Annotated in this window: 25 protein-coding genes; all 25 read left to right on the forward strand. The window is 66.4% G+C overall.

The window, feature by feature from the left end:
- Positions 1 to 27 precede the first annotated feature (27 nt).
- The 25 genes from DSC_RS08110 (at position 28) to dmpE (ending at position 22,816) form a co-directional block, all read left to right on the forward strand.
- Entirely contained in the window at positions 28 to 507 is a 480-nt protein-coding gene (locus DSC_RS08110) for a DUF3293 domain-containing protein (protein ID WP_014160674.1), read from the forward strand.
- A gap of 46 nt (positions 508 to 553) precedes the next feature.
- Positions 554 to 1,279, forward strand: coding sequence for a heme ABC exporter ATP-binding protein CcmA (ccmA, locus tag DSC_RS08115; RefSeq protein ID WP_014160675.1), 726 nt, complete (start codon positions 554 to 556; stop codon positions 1,277 to 1,279).
- A gap of 4 nt (positions 1,280 to 1,283) precedes the next feature.
- Positions 1,284 to 1,970 (forward strand): heme exporter protein CcmB, encoded by a 687-nt coding sequence (gene ccmB / locus DSC_RS08120; protein ID WP_014160676.1) that lies wholly within the window; start codon positions 1,284 to 1,286, stop codon positions 1,968 to 1,970.
- 160 nt (positions 1,971 to 2,130) lie between these two features.
- Positions 2,131 to 3,186, forward strand: a complete 1,056-nt coding sequence (locus DSC_RS08125) for a DmsE family decaheme c-type cytochrome (protein WP_238527630.1) — start codon at positions 2,131 to 2,133, stop codon at positions 3,184 to 3,186.
- A gap of 13 nt (positions 3,187 to 3,199) precedes the next feature.
- The gene (locus DSC_RS08130; RefSeq protein ID WP_014160678.1) at positions 3,200 to 5,728 is read left to right on the forward strand and encodes an MtrB/PioB family outer membrane beta-barrel protein; all 2,529 of its coding nucleotides are present in this window, start codon (positions 3,200 to 3,202) and stop codon (positions 5,726 to 5,728) included.
- On the forward strand, positions 5,725 to 6,507 hold the full coding sequence (locus DSC_RS08135; RefSeq protein WP_014160679.1) for a c-type cytochrome: 783 nt from the start codon (positions 5,725 to 5,727) through the stop codon (positions 6,505 to 6,507). The genes DSC_RS08130 and DSC_RS08135 overlap by 4 nt, the downstream gene beginning before the upstream one ends.
- 78 nt (positions 6,508 to 6,585) lie before the next feature.
- Positions 6,586 to 7,035, forward strand: a complete 450-nt coding sequence (azu, locus tag DSC_RS08140; protein WP_014160680.1) for an azurin — start codon at positions 6,586 to 6,588, stop codon at positions 7,033 to 7,035.
- Positions 7,036 to 7,179: 144 nt separating this feature from the next.
- Complete coding sequence (gene ccmC / locus DSC_RS08145) at positions 7,180 to 7,929, forward strand: heme ABC transporter permease CcmC (RefSeq protein ID WP_014160681.1); 750 nt, start codon at positions 7,180 to 7,182, stop codon at positions 7,927 to 7,929.
- Complete coding sequence (ccmD, locus tag DSC_RS08150) at positions 7,926 to 8,099, forward strand: heme exporter protein CcmD (protein ID WP_014160682.1); 174 nt, start codon at positions 7,926 to 7,928, stop codon at positions 8,097 to 8,099. Before ccmC ends, ccmD begins: the two co-directional genes overlap by 4 nt.
- Positions 8,096 to 8,545 (forward strand): cytochrome c maturation protein CcmE, encoded by a 450-nt coding sequence (ccmE, locus tag DSC_RS08155; protein ID WP_014160683.1) that lies wholly within the window; start codon positions 8,096 to 8,098, stop codon positions 8,543 to 8,545. Before ccmD ends, ccmE begins: the two co-directional genes overlap by 4 nt.
- Before the next feature lie 132 nt (positions 8,546 to 8,677).
- Positions 8,678 to 10,600 carry a heme lyase CcmF/NrfE family subunit gene (locus DSC_RS08160; protein WP_014160684.1) on the forward strand — a complete coding sequence of 641 codons (1,923 nt, stop codon included), beginning with the start codon at positions 8,678 to 8,680 and terminating at the stop codon, positions 10,598 to 10,600.
- On the forward strand, positions 10,597 to 11,172 hold the full coding sequence (locus tag DSC_RS08165) for a DsbE family thiol:disulfide interchange protein (RefSeq protein ID WP_043290485.1): 576 nt from the start codon (positions 10,597 to 10,599) through the stop codon (positions 11,170 to 11,172). The genes DSC_RS08160 and DSC_RS08165 overlap by 4 nt, the downstream gene beginning before the upstream one ends.
- A gap of 59 nt (positions 11,173 to 11,231) precedes the next feature.
- Positions 11,232 to 11,672 carry a cytochrome c-type biogenesis protein gene (locus DSC_RS08170; RefSeq protein ID WP_014160686.1) on the forward strand — a complete coding sequence of 147 codons (441 nt, stop codon included), beginning with the start codon at positions 11,232 to 11,234 and terminating at the stop codon, positions 11,670 to 11,672.
- On the forward strand, positions 11,672 to 12,679 hold the full coding sequence (locus DSC_RS08175; RefSeq protein WP_043291138.1) for a tetratricopeptide repeat protein: 1,008 nt from the start codon (positions 11,672 to 11,674) through the stop codon (positions 12,677 to 12,679). Before DSC_RS08170 ends, DSC_RS08175 begins: the two co-directional genes overlap by 1 nt.
- 95 nt (positions 12,680 to 12,774) lie before the next feature.
- Entirely contained in the window at positions 12,775 to 13,917 is a 1,143-nt protein-coding gene (gene metX / locus DSC_RS08180; RefSeq protein ID WP_014160688.1) for a homoserine O-acetyltransferase MetX, read from the forward strand.
- A 613-nt stretch (positions 13,918 to 14,530) separates the two neighbouring features.
- The gene (locus DSC_RS08185; protein WP_014160689.1) at positions 14,531 to 15,238 is read left to right on the forward strand and encodes a GntR family transcriptional regulator; all 708 of its coding nucleotides are present in this window, start codon (positions 14,531 to 14,533) and stop codon (positions 15,236 to 15,238) included.
- A gap of 163 nt (positions 15,239 to 15,401) precedes the next feature.
- Positions 15,402 to 16,742, forward strand: coding sequence for an aromatic ring-hydroxylating dioxygenase subunit alpha (locus DSC_RS08190; protein WP_014160690.1), 1,341 nt, complete (start codon positions 15,402 to 15,404; stop codon positions 16,740 to 16,742).
- A 114-nt stretch (positions 16,743 to 16,856) separates the two neighbouring features.
- A complete protein-coding gene (locus DSC_RS08195) occupies positions 16,857 to 17,570 on the forward strand; it encodes an aromatic-ring-hydroxylating dioxygenase subunit beta (RefSeq protein ID WP_202944875.1) in 714 nt (237 codons plus the stop codon).
- Positions 17,455 to 17,874, forward strand: coding sequence for a BphX family protein (locus DSC_RS08200; RefSeq protein WP_043290487.1), 420 nt, complete (start codon positions 17,455 to 17,457; stop codon positions 17,872 to 17,874). Before DSC_RS08195 ends, DSC_RS08200 begins: the two co-directional genes overlap by 116 nt.
- Positions 17,875 to 17,974: 100 nt before the next feature.
- A complete protein-coding gene (locus tag DSC_RS08205) occupies positions 17,975 to 18,304 on the forward strand; it encodes a non-heme iron oxygenase ferredoxin subunit (RefSeq protein WP_014160692.1) in 330 nt (109 codons plus the stop codon).
- Complete coding sequence (locus DSC_RS08210) at positions 18,301 to 19,527, forward strand: NAD(P)/FAD-dependent oxidoreductase (protein ID WP_014160693.1); 1,227 nt, start codon at positions 18,301 to 18,303, stop codon at positions 19,525 to 19,527. The genes DSC_RS08205 and DSC_RS08210 overlap by 4 nt, the downstream gene beginning before the upstream one ends.
- Before the next feature lie 43 nt (positions 19,528 to 19,570).
- On the forward strand, positions 19,571 to 20,404 hold the full coding sequence (gene bphB / locus DSC_RS08215; RefSeq protein ID WP_014160694.1) for a cis-2,3-dihydrobiphenyl-2,3-diol dehydrogenase: 834 nt from the start codon (positions 19,571 to 19,573) through the stop codon (positions 20,402 to 20,404).
- A gap of 21 nt (positions 20,405 to 20,425) precedes the next feature.
- A complete protein-coding gene (bphC, locus tag DSC_RS08220; protein ID WP_014160695.1) occupies positions 20,426 to 21,304 on the forward strand; it encodes a biphenyl-2,3-diol 1,2-dioxygenase in 879 nt (292 codons plus the stop codon).
- Positions 21,305 to 21,335: 31 nt separating this feature from the next.
- Complete coding sequence (gstA, locus tag DSC_RS08225; protein WP_014160696.1) at positions 21,336 to 21,947, forward strand: glutathione transferase GstA; 612 nt, start codon at positions 21,336 to 21,338, stop codon at positions 21,945 to 21,947.
- A gap of 86 nt (positions 21,948 to 22,033) precedes the next feature.
- A complete protein-coding gene (dmpE, locus tag DSC_RS08230) occupies positions 22,034 to 22,816 on the forward strand; it encodes a 2-oxopent-4-enoate hydratase (protein WP_014160697.1) in 783 nt (260 codons plus the stop codon).
- Positions 22,817 to 22,822: the final 6 nt, after the last annotated feature.

Here is a 22,822-nt window from a genome sequence, read left to right on the forward strand (position 1 = left end):
TGTCCCGAACTGACCATGATGCGCGCCATGACAGGGGACATCGAGCGGACACCGCCAACGCTGGGCGAACTGGCCAGGCTGTATGCGGCCGCGCATTACTTCGTGGCGGTAGGCCGGCAGGAATGGCTGTTCCAGGTCGGCCAGCCAGCCGGCGACGTGGAGCGCCAGCTGGAGGCGCGCAGTTTCCAGTTCGTGACTGCATGGAACCCGCATTCCAGGCCCGCCGGCGAGCACCGCAACCTGGAAGCCGGCCAGGCGCTGGAGGCCAGGCTGCTGGAATCGGGCCTGACCTTCCACCGCGCGCTGGGCTGCAACGCCCAGGGCGGCGCGATCGAGCACGGCTGGCTGGTCCTGGACCTCGCGCCCGAGCAGGCCGATGCGCTGGCCCGCGACTTCGGCCAGGCCGGCACCGTGTACTGGCACGCAGGCGAGCCGGTGCGGCTGCGGATGCAGCACCCCCAGCCGCACGACTACGCCGATGACGCGTTCACCGATTGGATCGCCTGAGCCAGCGCCAAGCCGCGCTGGATGATCGCGTCCTACAATGCGCGCGATGAGTTCCGACACCTCGCGCCCGCCCCTGCTGTCCGTCCAGGCACTGGCGTTCAGCCGCAACGAGGAACCGGTGTTCGGCCCGCTCGATTTCCAGGTCGACGCCGGCGAGGCACTGCTGGTCCAGGGTGGCAATGGCGCCGGCAAGACCACCCTGCTGCGGGTCCTGGCCGGCCTGCTGCGGGCCGACCAGGGGCGCATCGTGCTCGATGGCGTGCCCGCCACCAGCGCCGCACGTGCCCGGGCGATGGCCTACCTGGGCCATCTGCCGGCACTGAAGGGCGACCTGGGCGCGCTGGAGAACCTGGAATTCCTGTGCGGCCTGCATGGCCGCCGCCCGAACCAGCAGCCGATCCAGGCCATGGCGCTGACCGGCCTGGCAGGCTACGAGGACACCCCGGCCCGCCAGCTCTCGGCCGGTCAGAAGAAACGCCTGTCGCTGGCGCGCATGTGGCTGGCGCCCGCACCGCTATGGCTGATGGACGAGCCCTACGCCAACCTGGACCTGGATGGCATCACCCTGGTCAACCACATGGTCGCCGCGCACCTGCGCAGCGGCGGCGCGGCATTGGTCACCACCCACGGCGCCTATGCGGCGCCACCGGTGCGCACGCGGATGCTGGAGTTGGGTGCCCCGTCGTGCCTGGCGGATACCCTGTCGGCCTCTGCGACGGTGAACGCCCCGCCAAGGGCGGCGGGGCCGGGCCATCCAGAGGCGGGGACGTAGCGTCATGGACGGCATCGTGACGCTTCCCGGCGTGGCCGCGGCGCTGTTGAAGCGCGACCTGCGCCTGATGTGGCGCCGCCGTGGCGATGCCTTCCAGCCGGCCCTGTTCGCGCTGCTGGTGGTGGTGCTGTTTGCCCTGTCGCTGGGCGGCGCGCCGCAGCTGCTGTCAAAGGTCGCCGCCGGCGTGCTGTGGCTGGCGGTGCTGCTGGCCGGGCTGCTGGCACTGGACACACTGTTCCGCGGCGATGCCGAGGACGGTTCGCTCGAACAATGGATCCTGGCACCGGTGCCGCTGGCCTGGCTGGTGGCCGTGCGCGTGCTCAGCCACTGGCTGACCACCGCCCTGCCGCTGGTGGTGGCGACCCCGCTGCTGGGCGAGCTGCTGCAGCTGCCGCACGCGCAACTGCCGGTGCTGATGGCCTCGCTGCTGCTGGGCACGCCGCTGCTGAGCCTGCTCGGCGCGGTGGTCGCCGCACTGACCGTGGGCATGCCTCGCTCCGGCATTCTGTTGTCACTGCTGGCCCTGCCGCTGTACGTGCCGGTCCTGGTGTTCGGCGCCGGCAGCGTGGCGGCCAGCGCGCAGGGGCTCGATCCGGTGGGCGCGCTGCTGTTGCTGGCCGCCGGCCTGGTGGCAGCGCTGGTGCTGGCGCCGCTGGCGGCGGCTGCGGCGATCCGGATCGCATTGAACTGAGACCGGTGGCCGCTGCTGGTCCGGCCCGGAATCTGTCGTTCATGCTGCGTTGCAGCTTGACGTTGTAGGCGCTCGCGCGTGACCCTCATCCCAACATCACTTACGGCGTAGCCCAGCCGCCGCTCGTTGCGGCATCGCCAGGTGCGCGGGGATGGAACGGATGCGCCGATTCATGCTGGTGATGATGTGCGTGGCAGCCGCTGGCGCGCTGGCGATCGCGGCGTGGGTGGCACCGTCCTCCGCCTCCGGCATGGACCAGGCCAGGGTCAAGCTTCCCTCGACCCACTTCGGCGCCGAAAACCCAGCGGCCGTGCATGGATTCTCGCAGGTGACCGGGTTCGACCAGGCCAAGGTGGCGGTCAATCCGCAGGCCCCCGACGCCACGCCCGTGGGCCAGGCCACCTGCACCGCCTGCCACGCCAAGGAAAACCAGAACTTCACCCACACCACCCATGCCCTGGGCATGAACGCGGCCCTGGCCGCCAATCCAGCGACCGCCACCTGCGAGGCCTGCCATGGGCCAGGCTCCCAGCACGCGCAGAACCCGTCGCTGGAGGGCGCGATCATCGCCTTCACCAAGGACCGCGGCACGCCGATCAAGACCCAGACCGAAAGCTGCCTGGGCTGCCACGCAGGCGGGCCGCGCGACCAATGGCTGGGCTCGATCCACCAGCGCAACCAGCTGTCCTGCAGTGACTGCCACAACCCGATGGCGCAGTTGTCCGCCGAAGGACTGGAAGCCAAGCAGTCGATCAACGAGACCTGCGCCACCTGCCACAAGGACATCCGCCAGCAGTTCAACCGGCGCTCGCACATGCCGTTGCCGGAAGGCCAGATGGCCTGCGTGGATTGCCACAACCCGCACGGCACCATCAGCGCCTCGCTGCTGAAGACCGATACGGTCAACGAAACCTGCTACCAGTGCCATGCCGAAAAGCGCGGGCCGTTCCTGTTCGAGCACGCGCCGGTGCGCGAGAACTGCCTCAACTGCCACACCCCGCATGGCTCCAATCAACACGCGCTGCTGGTGGCGCCGGTGCCGATGCTGTGCCAGCAGTGCCATTCGCATACCCGCCATCCCAACGACATGTTCAGCGAACAGCAGCTCGCCACCGGCATGGCGCCGGACGAGCGCCTGATGGGGCGCGGGTGCGTGACCTGCCACGCGCAGGTCCACGGCTCCAACAATCCTGCAGGTCCACGGTTCCACAAGTAAGGGGAGTGCGGCGATGCGCAAGCGCCAACGCAATACCGCCCTGCAACTGGCCACCTTGACCTCGGCGTTGCTCGCGTCCAGCGCGTTGGCCCAGGACACCGGGCTGGGCACCGACCTCCAGTTCGGCAACGCCCTGGATCCCAGCAGCGGGCCCGCCGTCTACGGCTGCGATCCCGATGGCGCCAGCTGGCTGAACGGCGAGCGCAAGCGTACGCCGACCGGCTTCCTCTATGCCTGCCCGATCGCCTGGCCGGAATTCAAGGGCCAGGGCCCCTGGCAGTATCGCGGCACGCTCACGCTGGGTTACCTGGGCGTCTCCGGCGACGCAAACAACATGATCTGGCGGCGATTCTCGAACTGGGACGATGGCGCCTACCTGGGTGCGGACCTGCGCTTCGAGAAGCCCTCCGACGGCAGCTACTTCGACCTGCGCGCCAGCCGCCTGGCCGATGACAGCCAGTACGTGCGCGCCGTTTTCGGCCGCGCCGGCAAGTACCGCGTGCAGGCCTTCGCACGCAGCCAGCCGAACATCACCAGCGGCAACGCGCGCTCGATCTGGGATGGGGTGGGCAGCAACCACCTGACCCTCAAGGACGGCCTGACCCCCGGCGCCAGCACCCCGGCGCAGGCCGCCGCGGTCTCGGCCGCGCAGCCGGAACGGCTGCTGACGGTGGTGCGCGAAAAACAGGGCGTGGGCATCAACTACCTCATCAACACGCGCTGGGCGGTATTCGCCAATGCCAGCCACGAATCGCGAGAGGGCGCGCGGCCGTTCGGCGGTCCGTTCTTCTTCAACTTCGCCTTCGCCGACAACGGCGGCGCCTACGAGACCCCGCGACCCATCGACGACAGCACGGTCAATTTCAACGGCGGCGCGCGCTTCGTCGGCAACCTGTGGCGGATGGAGTTCGCCTACTCCGGTTCGTTCTTCCGCAACGCCAAGCGCAGCTTCGACTACCAGGTGCCGTTCGGGCTGACCCCGGTGGTGCCGGGCCTGACCTCACCGGTGCTGACCGATGGCTCGTTCTCGTACGAGCCGGACAACGACTACCACCACCTGCGCACCAGCTTCAGCCGCAAGGTCGCCTGGAACGGCACCGCCTCGCTGACCGCCTCGCTGGGAACCATGCGCCAGAACGACCAGCTGGTTCCGTCCATGGCCTGCCAGGGCCAGTTCGGCATCGCCGGCATCCCGGGCACGCTGTTCGACTGCGCGAACTGGAACACGACGCAGTCGCTGTCGCGGCAGCGCTCGGACCTGAGCATCAATACCCAGATGGTGGATGCCCGCGTGGTCCTGGCACCCAGCGATGCGCTCACCTGGCGGGCGAACGTCAAGTATGACCGCCAGGACTACGACGGCACCTACCGGGCCTACAACCCCCTGACCGGCCAGTGGGGCTATCCGTCGGAAAATGGTTCGCAGGGCAGCGTGGTTCCCGGCGAGGCCGGCATCTGGGACCGCCTGTCCAGTCCCGCTTCGCTGACCAGGATCCGCAACCTGCCGCTGGACCGCGAACTCAACGAGATTTCCTTTGGCGGCGACTGGCGCATCGACGACAGGAACACGCTCGGCGCCACCTATACCTTCGACCGCACCGAACGCACTCACCGCGAGGTCGCCACCACGCGCGATCATTCGCTGAAGCTCAACTGGAGCAACCGCGCACTGGACTGGCTGAGCTTGCGCGCCAACTACACCCACCTGCGCCGCACGGGCAGCGAATACGATTACGACCCCTACGAAGTCACCATGTCCAGATCCTTGCCCGGTTACGTGCCGCCGGTCACCGGCGACTTTGCCCATACCGTCGATGCGCTGCGCAAGTACGACGTCGGCGGACGGACCCAGGACAAGATCGACCTGATGGCGACCTTCACCGCGCCGCGCGACATGACCTTCTATGCCTCGGTGCGCGGCGACTGGAACGACTACGACGCCGTCCTCGGACGCCAGGGCTACGACACCCTCGGCGGCAGCCTGCAATGGGAATGGCAGCCGAACCCGGCCACCATGGCCAGCGCCTGGTACGGCTACGATCGCTCGACCCTGGATTTCGCCAACGTCAACGACGCCGTCCTGCTGCCGGATCCCAGCCTGGGTGGCGCGACCTATCCGGAGGCCAACCGCTGGTGGATGCACGATCGCCAGCGCAACCACTACGCCGGGGCCAACCTGAGCCGGCGCATCGGCCGGGCCACGCTCAACGCCGACTGGAACTGGACCTATTCGCGCGGGTTGACCAGCTACCGCTATGCCTCGCCGACCGCCCTGGCCAATCCGACGGCCGCCCCGCTGCTGACCGGCCGGTTCCCGGCCATGGTCTATCGCACCCATGCGCTGACCCTCGGCCTGACCATCCCGATCGCCCGGGACTTCAGCCTGCGCCTGTTCGACTCCTACCAGCGCGGCAACGTCTTCGACTGGCACTACCTTGGGTTCGAGGATGGGCAGGTCATGGACCATCGCGTCTACACCGACGGTGGCCCGGAGAACTACAGCGTCAACATGGTCGGCGTGCTGCTGGAGATTCAGCTATGAAGCCCTCGCGTCCGCGGCGGTGGATCGCGGCCGTGGCGACGGCGGCGGCCTGCGCCTGCGTGGCGGCCATGGCGATGGCGCAGGGCGTACCGGCCACCGGCGCGCAGGCGCAGGCCGAGCCAGCCGCCGCTCCGGTGGCGGTGCGCTACCTGGACCTGCGCCGACCCGAGCCGATCCACGGCGACGCCGCAGCGGGCAAGGCCAAGTCGGAGGTGTGCGCGGCCTGCCATGGGGTCACCGGGACCGCGACCACAGCGATCTTTCCGAACCTGGCCGGGCAGCGCGCCGAGTACCTGTACTGGGAACTGGTCGAGTACAAACGCGGCGCCCAGCCCGAATCGCCCATGACCCCGCTGGCCACGGGCCTGAGCGAACAGGACATGCGCGACCTGGCGGCGTACTACGCCAGCCAGCAGCGACAGCCGGCTGCACAGGACCCACAGGCCACCGTCGACCCGACCCTGGCCGAAGCCGGCCGCCGACTGTTCCTGAACGGCGATCCGGACAAGGGCATTGCGCCCTGCCAGGGCTGCCACGGACCCGAGGCCCTGGGATACCCGCTGGCCGCACAGGCCGATGGCGCACACCTGTCGCCCTATGCCCTGTACCCGGCGCTGCGTGGGCAGCAGTCCACCTACCTGCAGTCGCGCCTGAATGCCTTCCAACAAGGCACCCTGCTCGACTCGACCAACGATATGATCATGCATGGCGTCGCCCAGCGGTTGGATGCGCAAACCATCGAATCGCTTGCGGCATGGCTATCGAGCCTGCCACCCTGATCGGACCATTGCCCCTCGGCAGGCCGCGTCCGGCTTTCTTCGTTTCCTGCCAGGCTGACCCACAAGGAGTTATCCCGCATGTTGTGCAAAACGCTTGTCGCCGCCGTCCTGTTCGCCTCGTTCCCGCTTGTCGCCGGAGCGGCCACCTGCTCGGCCGATCTTGAGGGCAACGACGCCATGAAATTCAGCATGGCCAACATCGAGGTGCCCAAGAGCTGCACCGCCTTCACCATCAATCTCAAGCATGTCGGCAAGCTGCCAAAGAATGTAATGGGCCACAACGTAGTGGTGGCCAAGAGCAGCGACATGGCGGGGATCAACACCGACGGCGTCAAGGCCGGGCTGGCTGCCGACTACGTCAAACCGGGCGACAACCGGGTGATCGCGCACAGCAAGGTGATCGGCGGTGGTGAGAGCACCTCGATCAGCATTCCGGTGGCCAAGCTGAGCGAAGGCCCGTACTCATTCTTCTGCAGCTTTCCCGGCCACTCGGCGCTGATGAAGGGCACCCTGACCGTGAAACCCTGATGCCGGTGGCGGCAGGCAGCGTGTCGCGTGCTTGGCTTGGCCGGGAGAGTCGGTGAAAATAGCGGCTCCGGCAGCGTCAGGGTGCGTGCCACCGGGTGCCCGCGTGCGCCAGGGCCCCTTTCAGCGAGCGATGCGATGTCCGACATGAATCCGCTGGTCCGCTGGTTCCATCAACTGGGTTCGCCACCCTATTTCGACCGGTTTGCCGCGCGCTGGTCGCCCTGGTGCCATCTGGCGGGCCTGGTCCTGCTGGGGGTCGGGCTGTGGCAGGCGCTGTTCGTGGTGCCGGCCGACTACCAGCAGGGCGACAGCTTCCGGATCCTCTACATCCACGTGCCCAGCGCCTGGATGAGCCTGTTCGTGTTCGGGCTGATGGCGCTGTACGCAGCCATCGCCCTGGTCTGGCGGATCAAGCTGTGCGAGGTCCTGGCGATGGCCTGCGCGCCGATCGGCGCCGCCTTCACCGTCATCACCCTGGCCACCGGTTCGATCTGGGGCAAGCCGATGTGGGGCACGTGGTGGGACTGGGATCCGCGCCTGACCACCGAGCTGATCCTGCTGTTCCTGTACCTTGGCGTGATGGGCCTGTATGCCGCCATCGAAGACCGCCGCGCCGCCGCGCGCGCCGCCGGACTGCTGGCCATCGTCGGGGTGGCGCTGCTGCCGGTGATCCGCTATTCGGTGGTGTGGTGGAATTCGCTGCACCAGGGCCAGACCATCCGCCTGCTGGGCCAGTCCAGCATGGACGCCAGCATGATCATGCCGCTGTGGATCATGGTTCTGGCGACCAAGTTCTGGTTCGCCGGCTCGCTGCTGGCGCGCGCCCGTGCCGACAACCTGCGCCGCGAAGCCGGCAAGGACTGGCTGACCAGGCTGGCCGGAAGCAGCCCATGAGCTACCTGCCCTACGTCATCGCCGCCTACGCGGTATTCGCCCTGGTGCTGCTGTGGGACTTCTTGGTCCCGCGCCTGCAGGTGCGCCGGCTGCTGCGCGATGCGCGCCTGCGCGGCAGCCGCCGGCGTCCCGCCCCGGCGCCGGCCGCCGATACCGAGCTGGTGCGATGAACCCGGTCCGTCGCCGCCGGCTGCTGCTGGTGCTGGTGGTCGTGGCCGCCGCGGGCCTTGCGACCGCGCTGGTGGCCATGGCCCTGCAGCGCAACGTGGCCTACCTGTACACGCCTTCGGAGGTACTCAAGGGCCAGGCCGGCGGCCAGGCGCGGTTCCGCCTGGGCGGCATGGTCGAGCGCGGCTCGTTCCAGCGCGGCGAAGGCTCGCTGGATGCGCACTTCCGGGTGACCGACGGCGATGCGCAGCTGCCAGTGGTCTACACCGGAATCCTGCCGGACCTGTTCCGCGAGGACCAGGCAGTGATCGCCACTGGCACGATGCAGGGTCGCCGGTTCGTCGCCACCGAAGTGCTGGCCAAGCACGACGAGAGCTACATGCCCAGGGAAGTGGCCGACAAGATGGGCAAGGCGCATGTGAAGCATCGGGTGGAGACGGCGCGGTGAGGCTTGATGGAGCCGGGACCCGGGACCCGGGACCCGGGACCCGAAAAAATCAAGGGCGGCGGTGGCCGGGCTCGCGCTCCTGTTCTTGCTCTTCCGGGTCCCGGGTCCCGGGCCCCGGGTCCCGGCTTCCCCATGCTTCCTGAACTTGGTCAGGTCGCGCTGATCCTGGCGCTGCTGGTGTCATGCGTACAGGCCGTGCTGCCGCTGGCCGGCGCGCAGCGCGGCACGCAGGCATGGATGGCGGTGGCCCGGCCGGCCGCCTATGCGCAGCTGGCCAGCGTGCTGCTGGCCTTCGTGGTGCTGACCGCGGCCTTCGTCGGCCAGGATTTCTCGGTGAAGTACGTGGCCGAGAACTCCAACTCCCTGCTGCCCATCGTGTACCGCTACACCGCGGTGTGGGGTTCGCACGAAGGCTCGCTGCTGCTGTGGGCGCTGGTGCTGGCGCTGTGGACCGCGGCGGTGGCCGAGTTCTCGCGGGCGCTGCCGGAGCGGGTGGTCGCGCGGGTGCTGGGGGTCATGGGCATCATCAGCGTGGGCTTTCTGTCGTTCCTGATCTTCACCTCCAATCCGTTCGCGCGGCTGCTGCCGGCCGTTGCCGAAGGCCGCGACCTCAACCCGCTGCTGCAGGACCCGGGGATGATCATCCACCCGCCGCTGCTGTACCTGGGCTACGTGGGCTTCGCGGTGCCGTTCGCCTTCGCCATTGCCGCGCTGCTGGAGGGCGAAGTGGACGCGCGCTGGCTGCGCTGGACCCGGCCATGGACCAACCTGGCCTGGGCGTTCTTGACCGGCGGCATTGCGCTGGGCAGCTGGTGGGCCTATTCGGAACTTGGCTGGGGCGGCTGGTGGTTCTGGGACCCGGTGGAAAACGCCAGCTTCATGCCGTGGCTGGCCGGTGCGGCGCTGATCCACTCGCAGGCGGTGACCGAGAAGCGCGGCAGTTTCCGCGGCTGGACCCTGCTGCTGGCCATCGCCACGTTCTCGCTGTCGCTGCTGGGCACCTTCCTGGTGCGCTCGGGCGTGCTGACCAGCGTGCATGCGTTCGCCGCCGATCCAACGCGCGGCCTGTTCGTGCTGGTCTTCCTGGGGCTGGTGGTCGGCGGTTCGCTGCTGCTCTACGCGCTGCGTGCACCGCAGTTCGATGACGGTGCGCCATTCGCCGCCGGCTCGCGCGAGACCCTGCTGCTGGCCAACAACGTGCTGCTGGGCGCGGCCTGCGCGATGGTCGCGCTGGGCACGCTGTATCCGCTGCTGGCCGATGCGCTGGAGCTGGGCAAGATCTCGGTCGGCCCGCCCTATTTCAGCCTGCTGTTCACCCTGCTGATGACGCCGCTGGTGCTGCTGCTGCCGTTCGGCCCGCTGTTCAAATGGCAGCGCGAACAAGCCTCGCGGGTGATGGCAATGCTGCTGCCATGGGCAGCGCTGGCGCTGGCTGGCGGCGCGGCGGCGTTCTTCCTGGCGCCGCAGGGCAAGTGGAAGGCTGCCGCGGCGATTGTCGCTGCGCTGTGGGTGGCCGGCGGCACCCTGCGCTTTGTCTGGAGCCGGCTGCGCGCCCAGGGCCGGATGACCGCCGAGATGCTGGGCATGAGCCTGGCGCACTTCGGCCTGGCGGTGTTCCTGATCGGCGCGCTGATGGTCGAGGCACTCAACGTGCAGCGCGAGGTGGCGCTCAAGCCCGGACAGCACGTCGAGGTGGCCGATTACGGATTCAGCTTCGACGGCGTGGTCGAAACCCAGGGCCCCAACTACATCGCCGACCGCGCCACCGTGCAGCTCAGCCGTGGTGGCGAGCCGCTGCAGACCCTGCATCCGGAAAAGCGCGCCTATGCCGGCGGCGGCCAGGTGATGACCGAATCGGCGGTGCGTGCTGGCGTGCTGGGCGATGTGTACGTGGCGCTGGGCGAATCGCTGGGCGACGGTGCCTGGGCGGTGCGCATCCAGGTCAAGCCGATGGTGCGCTGGATCTGGGCCGGCGCGGTGCTGATGGCGCTCGGCGGCCTGGTCACTGCCACCGACCGCCGCTTCCGCCGCCGCAGGGAGCCGCAGCCGGCATGAGCGCCGCATCGCAACGACGCGGCATCTCGCGTACCGCAATGGTGATCGGGATGCTGTGCCTGCTGGCGGTGTTCGCGCTGCTGCTGGTATCGGTCCAGCGCTCGGACCGTCCCGACCGCCAGGCCCTGCCCTCGACGCTGATCGGCAGGCCGGCGCCGGCCACGGTGCTGCCGTTGCTGCACCAGCCCGACAGGACGCTGGATTTTGCCACCCTGCGCGGCAGGCCATACCTGCTCAACGTGTGGGGCAGCTGGTGCCCGGAATGCCAGGTCGAACACCCCGTCGTCAGCGCCTTGGCCAGGACCGGCAAGGTGCGCGTGATCGGCTACGACCTCAAGGACGAGCCGGCCGATGCGCTGCGCTGGCTGGACCAGTTCGGCGATCCCTACGACACCATCGTCAGCGATGTGGAAGGCAGGGCCTCGCTGGACTGGGGCATCTACGGGGCGCCGGAGACCTTCCTGATCGACGCAGCCGGCATCGTGCGCTGGAAGCATGTCGGCCCGCTGGATCAGGCCGTCATCGAAGCCGAACTGCTGCCGGCGCTGGCCAAGGCCGGGGGCGCGCGGTGATCGGGAGGTCGGCCGCGGGAAACAGCAGAGCAAGCGCCGCGCCCGGCAGGCACAGGCGCGTGGCCTGGCTGCGCGGCGTGTTGTGCATCTTTACCCTGCTCATCGCCGGCCACGTCCTGGCCCAGGTCAGCGACCCCACGCCGCTGAACTTCCGGGATGCCGCCGAGGAAGCCCGGTTCAATGCGCTCACCCACGAACTGCGCTGCGTGATGTGCCAGAACCAGTCGCTGGCCGACTCCAACGCGCAGATCGCTCAAGACCTGCGCCGCGAGGTCCTGCAGCTGATGCAGTCGGGCCGCAGCGACGCGCAGATCAAGAGCTACCTGGTGGAGCGCTACGGCGAGTTCGTGCTCTACCGTCCGCAGGTCCAACGCAACACCTGGCTGCTGTGGTTCGGCCCGCTCCTGCTGCTGGCAGGCGGCGCGCTGGTGGTGTGGCGGGTGGTGCGCCGGCGCAGCGCACGCGCGCTGCCGGGCGCCGATGACGGACAGGAATGGTGATGGCCAGTTTCGTCGTGGCGGCGGTATTGCTCGGCCTGCTGGTGCTGGGCGGCGCGCTGTGGCCATTGTGGCGCCGCGCGCCGCGCGCCGCTGGCGGGCTGCTGGTCGCGCTGGGGGTGTGCAGCCTTGCGCTGTACCGGCTGGTGGGGACGCCGCAGGCACTGCAGCCGCACGCCACCCAGGCGCCGGCCACGATGGATGCCGCCATCGCCCGCCTGCAGGACGAACTGCAGCGCAACCCGCAGGCGGCCGAAGGCTGGCAGTTGCTGGGCCGCGCGCTGGCAGCGCAAGGCAAGCCCGAGCAAGCGCGCGATGCCTTCGCCCGCGCCGCCCGGTTGCTGCCCGATGACCCCGACGCACTGGTCGAAGCCGCGCAGTCGCGCAGTCTGGCCGATCCGCAGCGGAGCCTGGACCAGGAAGCCGTGACCATGCTCGAACGCGCACTTGCGCTGCAGCCCAGCCATCAGCGCGCGCGCTGGTTCCTGGGGGTGGCCCAGCGCCAGCGCGGCCAGCCCGCGCAGGCCGCCGCGACCTGGGAGCCGCTGCTGACCCAGGTCGATGCCAGCACCGCCAACAGCCTGCGCGCGCAGATCAATGCCGCCCGCACCGAAGCCGGACAGCCGCCGCTGCAAGCCGACACGCCCGCCGCCGCACCCGCCAGTGCCGGCGTGAACGTCGAGGTATCGCTGGACCCGGACCTGGCCACAGGCGTGCACCTGTCCGGCGACGCCACCGTGTTTGTCATCGCCCGCCAGGCCGGCGGCCCGCCGATGCCGGTGGCCGTACAGAAGCACACCCTGCAGGACCTGCCGCTGCGCATCACCCTCGGCGACACCGACAGCCCGATGCCGACCATGAAGCTCTCCGCGTTGAAGGAGGTCGAACTGATCGCGCGCCTGTCGGCCAGCGGCAACGCCCAGCGCGGTGAGGGCGATCTGGAATCGGCGCCGGTGCGGGTGAAGTTGCCGGCCAAGGATCCGGTCAAGCTGGTGATCGGTGGCAGATAGCGCCGCCGGGCCCGGCCCTGCGCGGCACGCTGCGTTGCCGGTCGCGCACGACCTGGTGTGACCGCCTGGATCTGGCCGCAAGCTAAACTGGCCGGATGACCGAATTCATCCCGCCAGGCACCCGCTGGCACGCCCTGTCCTCGCCCTTCCCCATGAAACGCGGCGGCGCGCTGCATGGCGCGCGGATCGCCTACGAGACCTGGGGCACGCTCGCCGCGCAGCGCGACAACGCCATCCTGATCGTCACCGGCCTCTCTCCCGACGCACACGCCGCCGCCAACGCCGACAACCCGGCCGCCGGCTGGTGGGAGCCGATGCTCGGCCCGGGCAAGGCCATCGATACCAACCGCTGGTTCGTGGTCTGCGTGAACTCGCTGGGCAGCTGCAAGGGCTCGACCGGGCCGGCTTCGATCGATCCAGCCACCGGCGATCTCTACCGCCTGTCGTTTCCCGAATTGTCGGTAGAGGATGGCGCGGCAGCGGCGGTCGAGGTGGTCCGTGCGCTTGGCATCGGGCAGCTGGCGTGCGTGATCGGCAACTCGATGGGCGGCATGACCGCGCTGGCGCTGCTGCACGCCCATCCGGGCATTGCGCGCTGCCACATCAACATCTCCGGCAGCGCTCAGGCGTTGCCGTTCTCGATTGCGATCCGCTCGCTGCAGCGCGAAGCGATCCGCCTGGACCCGATGTGGAACGGCGGCCACTACAGCGACGCGGCATATCCGGAGAGCGGCATGCGCATTGCGCGCAAGCTGGGGGTGATCACCTATCGCTCGGCACTGGAATGGGATGGCCGCTTCGGTCGCGTGCGTCTGGAGTCCGACCGCCCGGGCGAGGACCCCTTCGGCCTGGAATTCCAGGTCGAAAGCTACCTGGAGGGCCACGCGCGCCGCTTCGTGCGCCAGTTCGATCCCAACTGCTATCTGTACCTGAGCCGGTCGATGGACTGGTTCGACCTGGCCGAGCATGCCGGCCAAAAGCATGTCGACGACCGGACGCAAGGAGATGATGTGATGGCTGCCCTGGCCAGCATCAGGCTGGAAAAGGCGATGGCCATCGGCGCGACCACCGACATCCTGTTCCCGCTGCAGCAGCAGGAGCAGATCGCCCTGGGCCTGCAGGCCGGCGGCGCCGACAGCAGCTTCGTCCCGCTGCCCTCGCCGCAGGGCCATGACGCCTTCCTGGTGGATATCGAGCGCTTCGACCCTGCAGTGCGTGGCTTCCTGGCCCGGCTGTGACGGCGGCGCTCACATCGAACAACGGCACTCACTTTTTTCGGGGACTATCCGTTTCCGTGTGGATGACAGAAGATGCGCACCGCGCCATGCGGGCGCGCAGATGCCCTGGGCAAGTCCAGGCCGCCCTTGAGTAGGTAGACCATGGTGCGCAGGATCGGCGAAGGCGCAGGAGGCGCGGTCAGCGGCGTTGGCCGCCTGGAGGCCGGCATTGATCGATTCTGCCCGGGCGCTGGGTTGGCCTGCCCAGTTCTCGTCTGCCTCCGCGTGTCCGTGGTGGGACCCGGACGCAACCTTCGGTCACGCTCGATCCGGCGCGCTCCTTGCGCAGGATCCCGGCGAGCCCCCGGTGTTGCCGGCGATCGGTCCGGCCATCAACGGGAGCTCGGCTGGCAAACTCGCTTATCCTCAATCGACACGGTTTGCTGCACTGCAACTTGTTGTCCCGGAACGGTCCGTATAGGCTCCCCGGACAGATGTCGAATATCGACAATAATATCGAAATTGTAACGGGCTACCTGCTGCCGACTCTGATGCAGGATGTGCGGGCGCAGGAGTGTTCTGTAATGACCAGGCGTGAAATGCGGTGAATGCGAGAACGTCCAACGGCGTCACCATGGGAGGCGACCCGGCGTTTGCCGATGTGCCGCCGATGCCCAATGCGAGTGGGCGAAGCCTGATCGAGGCAACGTTTCAGCGGCTGCGGGCAGACATCGTGGAGGGGCGACTGGCGGCCGGATCCAGACTGGCCATCGAGGATCTCAAGTCGCGCTACGAGGTCAGCGGCGGGACCGTGCGCGAGGCACTTTCCCTGCTGGTGGCCGACAATCTGGTGCAGGCACAGGCCCAGCGCGGATTCCATGTGACTCCGATGTCCCTGGACGACATGCGTGATCTGGCCGCCACGCGGGTCGCGCTGGAGTGCGAGGCACTGCGCCAAAGCGTGCTCAACGGCGACGCTGAATGGGAGGCGCGGGTGGTCAGTGCATTTCACCGGCTGTCCTTGATCGAGGAGCGCACCATGCGCGATCCGGTGCACTTGTTCAACCAATGGGAGCCAGTCAACCGTGACTTTCACGAGGCTCTGATTTCCGCTTGTCCGTCCGTCTGGACCCGGCGGTTCCTGTCGGTCCTGTATGTGCAGATGGAGCGCTATCGCCGGTTGACCTCAAGACACAACCAGCCTGCCAGAAACGTGCATGAAGAGCATCAGGCGCTTCGCGACAGCGCGCTGGCACGTGATGCCGAGCGCTGCACGGCGTTGTTGCGCGGGCACATTGAATCATCAATTTCGGTGGTTCGGCAGTTCGGTTTGTTGCGGTGAATGCAGACGCCGCAGCTTTTTTTCGGGGTGATGGAAGATGTTGGTGTTTTTCCGCCCTGCCAAGGGCCTTCAACGGAGAATTTAAATCATGAATACTTTGATCAAAGAACTACAGGAATCCCCTGTGAATATCCATCAAAGGAAAGAAGTACACGAATCCCCTGTGAAGGGAATCCCTGAGTGGACGCCGGAGACGATCCGGGCACTGGTCGACCAGGAAAAAGGCCTGCTGGACCCGCGCATTTACGCCGACCAGGGTTTATACGAACTGGAGCTGGAGCGGGTCTTTGCCCGCTCCTGGCTGTTGCTCGGACATGAGAGTCACATCCGCAAGACCGGCGACTTCATGACGACTTACATGGGTGAAGATCCGGTGGTCATGGTGCGCCAGCCAGACAAGAGCATCAAGGTGTTCCTGAACCAGTGCCGGCACCGCGGCATGCGCATCTGTCGCACCGACGCCGGCAACGCCAAGGCCTTCACCTGCAGCTATCACGGCTGGGCCTACGACATCGCCGGCAAGCTGGTGAACGTGCCGTACGAGAAGGAAGCCTTTTGCGACAAGAAAGAAGGCGACTGCGGCTTTGACAAGGCCGAATGGGGTCCGCTGCAGGCACGCGTGGCCACCTACAAGGGCCTGGTCTTCGCCAACTGGGATGCGCAGGCGCCCGACCTGGAGACCTACCTCGGTGACGCCCGTCCGTACATGGACATCATGCTGGACCGCACGCCGGCCGGGACCGAGGCGGTCGGCGGCATGCAGAAGTGGGTCATTCCGTGCAACTGGAAGTTTGCCGCCGAGCAGTTCTGCAGTGACATGTACCACGCCGGCACCATGTCCCACCTGTCCGGCATCCTGGCGGGCATGCCGCCGGAAATGGACCTGTCGCATGCACAGGTGCCCACCAAGGGCAACCAGTTCCGCGCCAGCTGGGGCGGACACGGCTCGGGCTGGTTTGTCGATGAGCCGGGCCTGCTCATGGCGGTAATGGGTCCCAAGATCACCCAATACTGGACCGAAGGTCCGGCGGCCGAGCTCGCCCAAGAGCGTCTGGGCCACACCATGCCGGTCCTGCGCATGTTCGGCCAGCACATGACGGTCTTTCCAACCTGCTCTTTCTTGCCCGGCATCAACACCATCCGGACCTGGCACCCGCGTGGTCCCAATGAAATCGAGGTGTGGGCCTTCACCCTGGTCGATGCCGATGCCCCGGCCGAGATCAAGGAAGAATTTCGTCGGCACAACATCCGCACCTTCTCTGCAGGGGGCGTGTTCGAGCAGGACGACGGTGAGAACTGGGTCGAGATCCAGAAAGTATTGCGTGGGCACAAGGCCAAGAGCCGGCCGCTCAATGCCCAGATGGGCCTGGGTCGGTCGCAGACCGGTCACCCTGATTTTCCTGGCAACGTCGGCTACGTCTACGCCGAAGAAGCGGCGCGGGGCATGTACCACCACTGGATGCGCATGATGTCCGAGCCCAGCTGGGCCACGCTCAAGCCCTGAGCGGGGCAATTGCCAGAGTTTCAATCGGATGACATTTATCGCGGAGCCGGACGCGCGCGCATACACAGCGCACCAAGGCTCCGCCCCCTGGTATCGACTCAGAGAACAACCATCATGACCAACCTATCCGCGCATTCCTACAAGGTCTTTGAATGGCCCAGCAAGACCGTGGCCCTTGAGCTGCAGAACGAGATCGAACAGTTCTACTACCGCGAAGCGCAGTTGCTTGACCACCGGGCCTACGAGGCCTGGTTTGCCCTGCTGGACAAAGACATCCGCTACTTCATGCCGCTGCGCACCAACCGCATGATCCGGGAGGGCGAGCTGGAATATTCCGGCGACCAGGATTTTGCCCATTTCGACGAAACCTACGAAACCATGTACGGGCGCATCCGCAAGGTGACCTCGGATCTGGGCTGGGCGGAAAACCCGCCTTCCCGCACCCGCCACCTGATCTCCAATGTCATCGTCAAGGAGACGGCCACGCCGGATACCTTCGAGGTCAATTCCGCATTCATCCTGCCAGGTCGACATCTTCGCCGGCGAACGCCGGGACGTGCTGCGCCGCGCCGACAACAACCTTGGCTTCAGCATCGCCAGGCGCACCATCCTGCTCGACGCCAGCACCTTGCTGTCGAACAACCTGAGCATGTTCTTCTAGCGAGTTCTTCTAGCGAGAAGCCACATCTCAGCCGGAACGGAGGACGCTGCCATGAGAAGAGCAAGGCTGTTTTTGATCGCCATCGGTGTGTTCTACATCATCAACCTCATTGGCACGCTTCCCTTCAGCACCCTGGGCTTGTTCGGCACCATGTATCCAGGCGTTGAACTGCATGTGGGCGCGCCGATCTTCACCTTGTTGCAGGATGCCTGGGCGGTGATCGGTCTCCAGTTGGGTGCCATCGGGGCGGTCGCTTTGTGGGGCGCCCGCGATCCGGGCCGCTATCGGGCCGTCATTCCAGTGGTCATTGCAACGGAAGTTGTCGATGGCCTCTGGGATTTTTACAGCATCGTGTGGAGCCACGAAGCCCTGTGGTTCGGGCTTGTCACGCTGGTGATCCATGTGCTGTGGATTGGCTGGGGCCTGCATGCCTGGCGAGCCATTGCGTTAAAATCGCCCATGGCACCTTGATTGACTCTTGCGCCACCAGTCACATCCGGCCACACCCAGGCAGGCCCGTGGCTGTTCGCCCGGACGATTTGACTCCTTTGAACCCCTACATGAAAGCGATATGAAATTTACCAAAGTCTGTGAGCGAAGCGATGTGCCCGAAGGCGAAGCCCTGAAGGTCGAAAGTGGAGACACCCCCGTCGCGATCTTCAATGTGGATGGCGAACTGTTTGCGACCCAGGACCACTGCACCCACGGTGACTGGTCCCTGTCCGAGGGCGGCTACCTTGATGGTGACGTGGTGGAATGCTCACTGCACATGGGGAAGTTTTGCGTTCGCACGGGCAAGGTCAAATCGCCGCCGCCCTGTGAGGCATTGAAGATATTTCCAATCCGCATCGAGGGAAATGACGTGCTGATCGACTTCGAAGCGGGGTATCTGACGCCATGATCGAAGCCATCTCCATCATCGGCGCCGGCCTGGCCGGGGCGACGGCTGCGCGCGCGTTGCGTGCCCAGGGGTATACCGGACGCCTTCACCTGGTCGGGGACGAACCGCGGCACGCTTATGACCGAACCACACTGTCCAAGGCGGTGTTGAAGGGCGAGCAGCCCGAGCCGCCTGCAATCCTGGACGCCTCCTGGTACGCATCGGCCGACGTGGACCTGCAACTCGGGCGACGGGTGAGTGGCCTGGATGTGGCCAACCGCGAGATTCAGTTCGAATCCGGTGCCTCGCTGGCCTACGATCGGCTGCTGCTGGCGACCGGCGCGCGCCCGCGACGCGTGGCGATTCCGGGTTGCGACCTGGCTGGCATCCACACCCTGCGAGACCTCGCCGACAGCGAGGCGCTGCGACGGGCGCTGCGCCCTGGCCAGTCGCTGGTCATCGTCGGCGGAGGCCTGATCGGCTGCGAGGTGGCGACCACCGCGCGCAAGGTCGGCGTCGATGTCACGATCCTGGAAGCAGGAGATGAGTTGCTGCTGCGTGTACTGGGTCATCGAACCGGGTCCTGGTGCCGAACCGAACTGGAACGCATGGGTGTCCGGGTGGAGCGCAATGCACAGGCCTCGCGCTTCGAAGGTGAGGGTCAGGTGCGCACCGTCGTCTGCGCCGATGGGCGCCAGGTGGCAGCCGACGTGGTGCTGGTCAGCATTGGCGCCGAGCCGGCGGACGAGCTGGCGCGGGCGGCGGGCATCGCCTGCGCACGCGGCGTGCTGGTCGACGCCACCGGCGCGAGCTCCTGCCCGGAGGTGTTCGCCGCCGGTGACGTCGCCGCATGGCCGCTGCGTCAAGGTGGCCAGCGCTCGCTGGAGACCTACCTGAATAGCCAGATGGAGGCCGAAGTCGCGGCCAGCGCCATGTTGGGCGCGCCCGTGCCGACGCTGCAGGTGCCGAGCTCCTGGACGGAGATTGCGGGCCACCGCATCCAGATGATTGGCGATGCCGAGGGGCCCGGGGAAATCATCCTGCGCGGCGATGCGCAGGCCGGCCAGCCACTGGTGTTGTTCAGGTTGCTTGACGGCTGTGTTGAAGCGGCGACGGCGATCAATGCCACCAGGGAATTTTCTGTGGCGACCCGACTGGTCGGCGCCCGGATTCCTGTCTCAGCCGAGCAGTTGCAGGATGTCGGCTCAAATTTGCGGGATTTGCTCAAGGCCAAATCAAGTTGATGCGCGTGGCTGGCGAATCGGTCTAACAATCAGGAGTTTGAGAATGAAATTGACAGGCGAAGTGGTGTTGATCACGGGAGGCGCCTCCGGGTTGGGGCGAGCGCTCGTGGACCGATTCGTGGCCGAAGGCGCAAAAGTGGCAGTGCTGGACAAGTCGGCCGAGCGTCTCGCACAGCTGGAAACCGATCATGGCGACAACGTGCTTGGCGTCACCGGCGATGTCCGTTCACTGGAAGATCAGAAGCAGGCGGCCAGCCGCTGCGTGGCCAAGTTCGGAAAAATCGACACCCTGATCCCCAATGCAGGCATTTGGGATTACTCGACGGCCTTGGTCGACCTGCCCGAAGAGAGCCTCGATGCCGCGTTCGATGAGGTCTTTCACATCAATGTCAAGGGTTATATCCATGCAGTGAAGGCCTGCCTGCCGGCCTTGGTCGCCAGCCGTGGCAACGTGATCTTCACGATCTCCAATGCGGGCTTCTATCCCAATGGCGGAGGCCCTCTCTACACCGCAGCCAAGCACGCCATTGTGGGCCTGGTGCGTGAACTGGCGTTCGAGCTGGCGCCATACGTGCGCGTCAACGGGGTGGGGCCGGGCGGCATCAATAGCGATCTGAGAGGCCCCTCCTCGCTGGGGATGGGCGGCAAGGCGATTTCGACCGTGCCGCTTGCCGACATGCTCAAGTCGGTGCTTCCGATCGGCCGCATGCCTGAGGCCGAGGAGTACACCGGGGCCTATGTGTTTTTTGCCACGCGAGGCGATGCGGCGCCTGCGACCGGGGCCTTGCTGAACTACGACGGTGGCTTGGGCGTTCGTGGATTCTTCTCGGGTGCCGGGGGTAATGACCTGCTCGAAAAGCTGAATATCAACCCCTGAGCATCGACGAAGGAGACAGTAATGAGCATCAAAACTTTGGGATACATGGGGTTTGCGGTCAGCGACGTAGCTGCTTGGCGTTCGTTTCTGACGCAGAAACTGGGCTTGATGGATGCAGGCACGACCGACAACGGCGACCTGTTCCGCGTCGATTCGAGAGCCTGGCGGATTGCCGTGCAGCAGGGCGAGGTTGACGATCTGGCCTATGCAGGCTACGAGGTGGCCGATGCGGCAGGGCTGGCGCAGATGGCTGACAAGCTCAAACAGGCCGGTATCGCAGTCACCACCGGCGATGCCTCACTTGCCAGGCGCCGCGGGGTGACGGGATTGATCACTTTTGCCGACCCGTTTGGCCTGCCGTTGGAAATTTATTACGGCGCCAGTGAGCTGTTCGAAAAACCGTTCCTGCCTGGTGCGGCCGTGTCGGGTTTCCTGACCGCCGAGCAAGGGCTGGGGCACTTCGTGCGCTGCGTTCCGGATTCGGACAAGGCGCTGGCGTTTTATACCGACGTGCTCGGCTTCCGGTTGTCTGACGTCATCCACATGAAATTGGGGCCGGACGTGACGGTTCCTGCGTATTTCCTGCACTGCAACGAACGCCACCATACCCTGGCGATCGCGGCATTCCCGCTGCCAAAACGCATTCATCACTTCATGCTCGAAGTCGCCTCGCTCGATGACGTCGGTTTTGCATATGATCGCGTTGACGCGGACGGCTTGATCACCTCTACGCTTGGACGCCACACCAATGACCACATGGTGTCGTTCTATGCAGCGACTCCGTCCGGACTGGAGGTCGAGTACGGATGGAGTGCCCGGACCGTCGACCGCTCCTGGTCCGTGGTGCGGCATGACAGCACAAGCATGTGGGGCCACAAGCCGGCGCGCAAAAAAGCATGAACAATAACCGCTACCCCCCTGGAGTCCTTGCATGAAGCTTTACTACAGTCCTGGTGCCTGCTCGCTGTCCCCGCACATTGCATTGCGCGAGGCCGGCCTGGATTTCGAGCTGGTAAAGGTCGACTTGGCAAGCAAGAAGACTGCCTCCGGGCAGAACTACCTAGAGATCAACCCGGCCGGGTACGTGCCTTGCCTGCAGCTTGACGACGGCCGTACCCTGACCGAGGGCCCCGCCATCGTGCAATACGTGGCCGATCAGGTGCCCGGCAAGCAGCTGGCGCCGACCAACGGCAGCTTCGAGCGCTACCGCTTGCAGCAATGGCTGAACTTCATCTCGAGCGAACTGCACAAGAGCTTCAGCCCCTTGTTCAACCCTGCGTCCAGCGACGACTGGAAAAACGCCGTGCGGCAGAGCCTGAACACCCGCCTGGGGCAGGTCGCGCGACAGCTCGAGCATGCGCCCTATCTGCTGGGTGACCAATTGAGCGTGGCCGACATCTATCTGTTTGTCGTGCTCGGTTGGAGCGCCTATGTCAAGCTTGATCTCTCGCCCTGGCCGGCGCTGCAGGCCTTCCAAGGCCGTGTCGGAGGCCGCGAAGCGGTACAGTCTGCGCTTCGCGCCGAAGGCTTGACCAAGGAGTGAAGATGCCCTTCCCGGGGCGCGGAAGCGGGCCTGGGAGAGCTGCCTCAAAGCAATGAACGCCCCGTCCTGGAATGATCCGAAACGCCATGACCCCTGAACTGATCGGAACGCTGGGTGACGAGCTGTACAGCGCGCTGTGCACACGCACCGTGGTCGAGCCATTGACCAGCCGCCATCCAGACATCATCATCGAGGACGCCTACCACATCCAGCAACGCATGATCTCGCGCCGCCTGCAGGCCGGCGAGCGCGTCGTCGGCAAGAAAATCGGCGTCACCAGCGCGGCCGTGATGAACATGCTGGGCGTCTACCAGCCCGACTTCGGCTATATGCTCGACGGCATGATCGTCAGCGACGGCGGCAGCATCTCGATGTCCTCCCTGATCCAGCCAAAAGCCGAAGGCGAGATCGCCTTTGTCCTGAAAAAGGACCTGATGGGCCCGGGCATTACCAACGCCGACGTGCTGGCGGCCACCGACTTTGTCATGCCCTGCTTCGAGATCGTCGACTCGCGCATCCGCGACTGGAAAATCAAGATCCAGGACACCGTCGCCGACAACGCCTCCTGCGGCATGTTCGTACTCGGTAGCACCGCCGCCGATCCACGCAAGATCGACCTGAAGACCTGTGGCATGGTGCTCGAGAAAAACGGGGAGATCATCGCGACCGGTGCCGGCGCGGCCGCCCTGGGCTCCCCGGTCAATGCCGTGGCCTGGCTGGCCAACACCCTGGGCCGCCTGGGTATCGGCCTGAAAGCCGGCGAGGTGATTCTCTCCGGCGCGTTGGCTGCCATGTTTCCGGCTCAGGCCGGAGACCACTTCCGCGTCAGCGTCGGCGGCATCGGCGACTGCTCGGTACAATTCCAATGACTCTTC

Source organism: Pseudoxanthomonas spadix BD-a59, from assembly GCF_000233915.3.
GTDB classification, from domain to species: domain Bacteria; phylum Pseudomonadota; class Gammaproteobacteria; order Xanthomonadales; family Xanthomonadaceae; genus Pseudoxanthomonas_A; species Pseudoxanthomonas_A spadix.

Bases quoted from the DNA above. Each gene is read 5' to 3' on its own strand.
- ccmC (WP_014160681.1), top strand. From the start codon at position 7,180: ATGAATCCGCTGGTCCGCTGGTTCCATCAACTGGGTTCGCCACCCTAT.
- ccmE (WP_014160683.1), top strand. From the start codon at position 8,096: ATGAACCCGGTCCGTCGCCGCCGGCTGCTGCTGGTGCTGGTGGTCGTG.
- bphB (WP_014160694.1), top strand. From the start codon at position 19,571: ATGAAATTGACAGGCGAAGTGGTGTTGATCACGGGAGGCGCCTCCGGG.
- gstA (WP_014160696.1), top strand. From the start codon at position 21,336: ATGAAGCTTTACTACAGTCCTGGTGCCTGCTCGCTGTCCCCGCACATT.
- ccmB (WP_014160676.1), top strand. From the start codon at position 1,284: ATGGACGGCATCGTGACGCTTCCCGGCGTGGCCGCGGCGCTGTTGAAG.
- metX (WP_014160688.1), top strand. From the start codon at position 12,775: ATGACCGAATTCATCCCGCCAGGCACCCGCTGGCACGCCCTGTCCTCG.
- DSC_RS08175 (WP_043291138.1), top strand. From the start codon at position 11,672: ATGGCCAGTTTCGTCGTGGCGGCGGTATTGCTCGGCCTGCTGGTGCTG.
- DSC_RS08210 (WP_014160693.1), top strand. From the start codon at position 18,301: ATGATCGAAGCCATCTCCATCATCGGCGCCGGCCTGGCCGGGGCGACG.
- DSC_RS08205 (WP_014160692.1), top strand. From the start codon at position 17,975: ATGAAATTTACCAAAGTCTGTGAGCGAAGCGATGTGCCCGAAGGCGAA.
- dmpE (WP_014160697.1), top strand. From the start codon at position 22,034: ATGACCCCTGAACTGATCGGAACGCTGGGTGACGAGCTGTACAGCGCG.
- DSC_RS08125 (WP_238527630.1), top strand. From the start codon at position 2,131: ATGCGCCGATTCATGCTGGTGATGATGTGCGTGGCAGCCGCTGGCGCG.
- DSC_RS08195 (WP_202944875.1), top strand. From the start codon at position 16,857: ATGACCAACCTATCCGCGCATTCCTACAAGGTCTTTGAATGGCCCAGC.
- DSC_RS08160 (WP_014160684.1), top strand. From the start codon at position 8,678: ATGCTTCCTGAACTTGGTCAGGTCGCGCTGATCCTGGCGCTGCTGGTG.
- bphC (WP_014160695.1), top strand. From the start codon at position 20,426: ATGAGCATCAAAACTTTGGGATACATGGGGTTTGCGGTCAGCGACGTA.
- DSC_RS08165 (WP_043290485.1), top strand. From the start codon at position 10,597: ATGAGCGCCGCATCGCAACGACGCGGCATCTCGCGTACCGCAATGGTG.
- azu (WP_014160680.1), top strand. From the start codon at position 6,586: ATGTTGTGCAAAACGCTTGTCGCCGCCGTCCTGTTCGCCTCGTTCCCG.
- ccmD (WP_014160682.1), top strand. From the start codon at position 7,926: ATGAGCTACCTGCCCTACGTCATCGCCGCCTACGCGGTATTCGCCCTG.
- DSC_RS08130 (WP_014160678.1), top strand. From the start codon at position 3,200: ATGCGCAAGCGCCAACGCAATACCGCCCTGCAACTGGCCACCTTGACC.
- ccmA (WP_014160675.1), top strand. From the start codon at position 554: ATGAGTTCCGACACCTCGCGCCCGCCCCTGCTGTCCGTCCAGGCACTG.
- DSC_RS08110 (WP_014160674.1), top strand. From the start codon at position 28: ATGACAGGGGACATCGAGCGGACACCGCCAACGCTGGGCGAACTGGCC.
- DSC_RS08185 (WP_014160689.1), top strand. From the start codon at position 14,531: ATGGGAGGCGACCCGGCGTTTGCCGATGTGCCGCCGATGCCCAATGCG.
- DSC_RS08200 (WP_043290487.1), top strand. From the start codon at position 17,455: ATGAGAAGAGCAAGGCTGTTTTTGATCGCCATCGGTGTGTTCTACATC.
- DSC_RS08135 (WP_014160679.1), top strand. From the start codon at position 5,725: ATGAAGCCCTCGCGTCCGCGGCGGTGGATCGCGGCCGTGGCGACGGCG.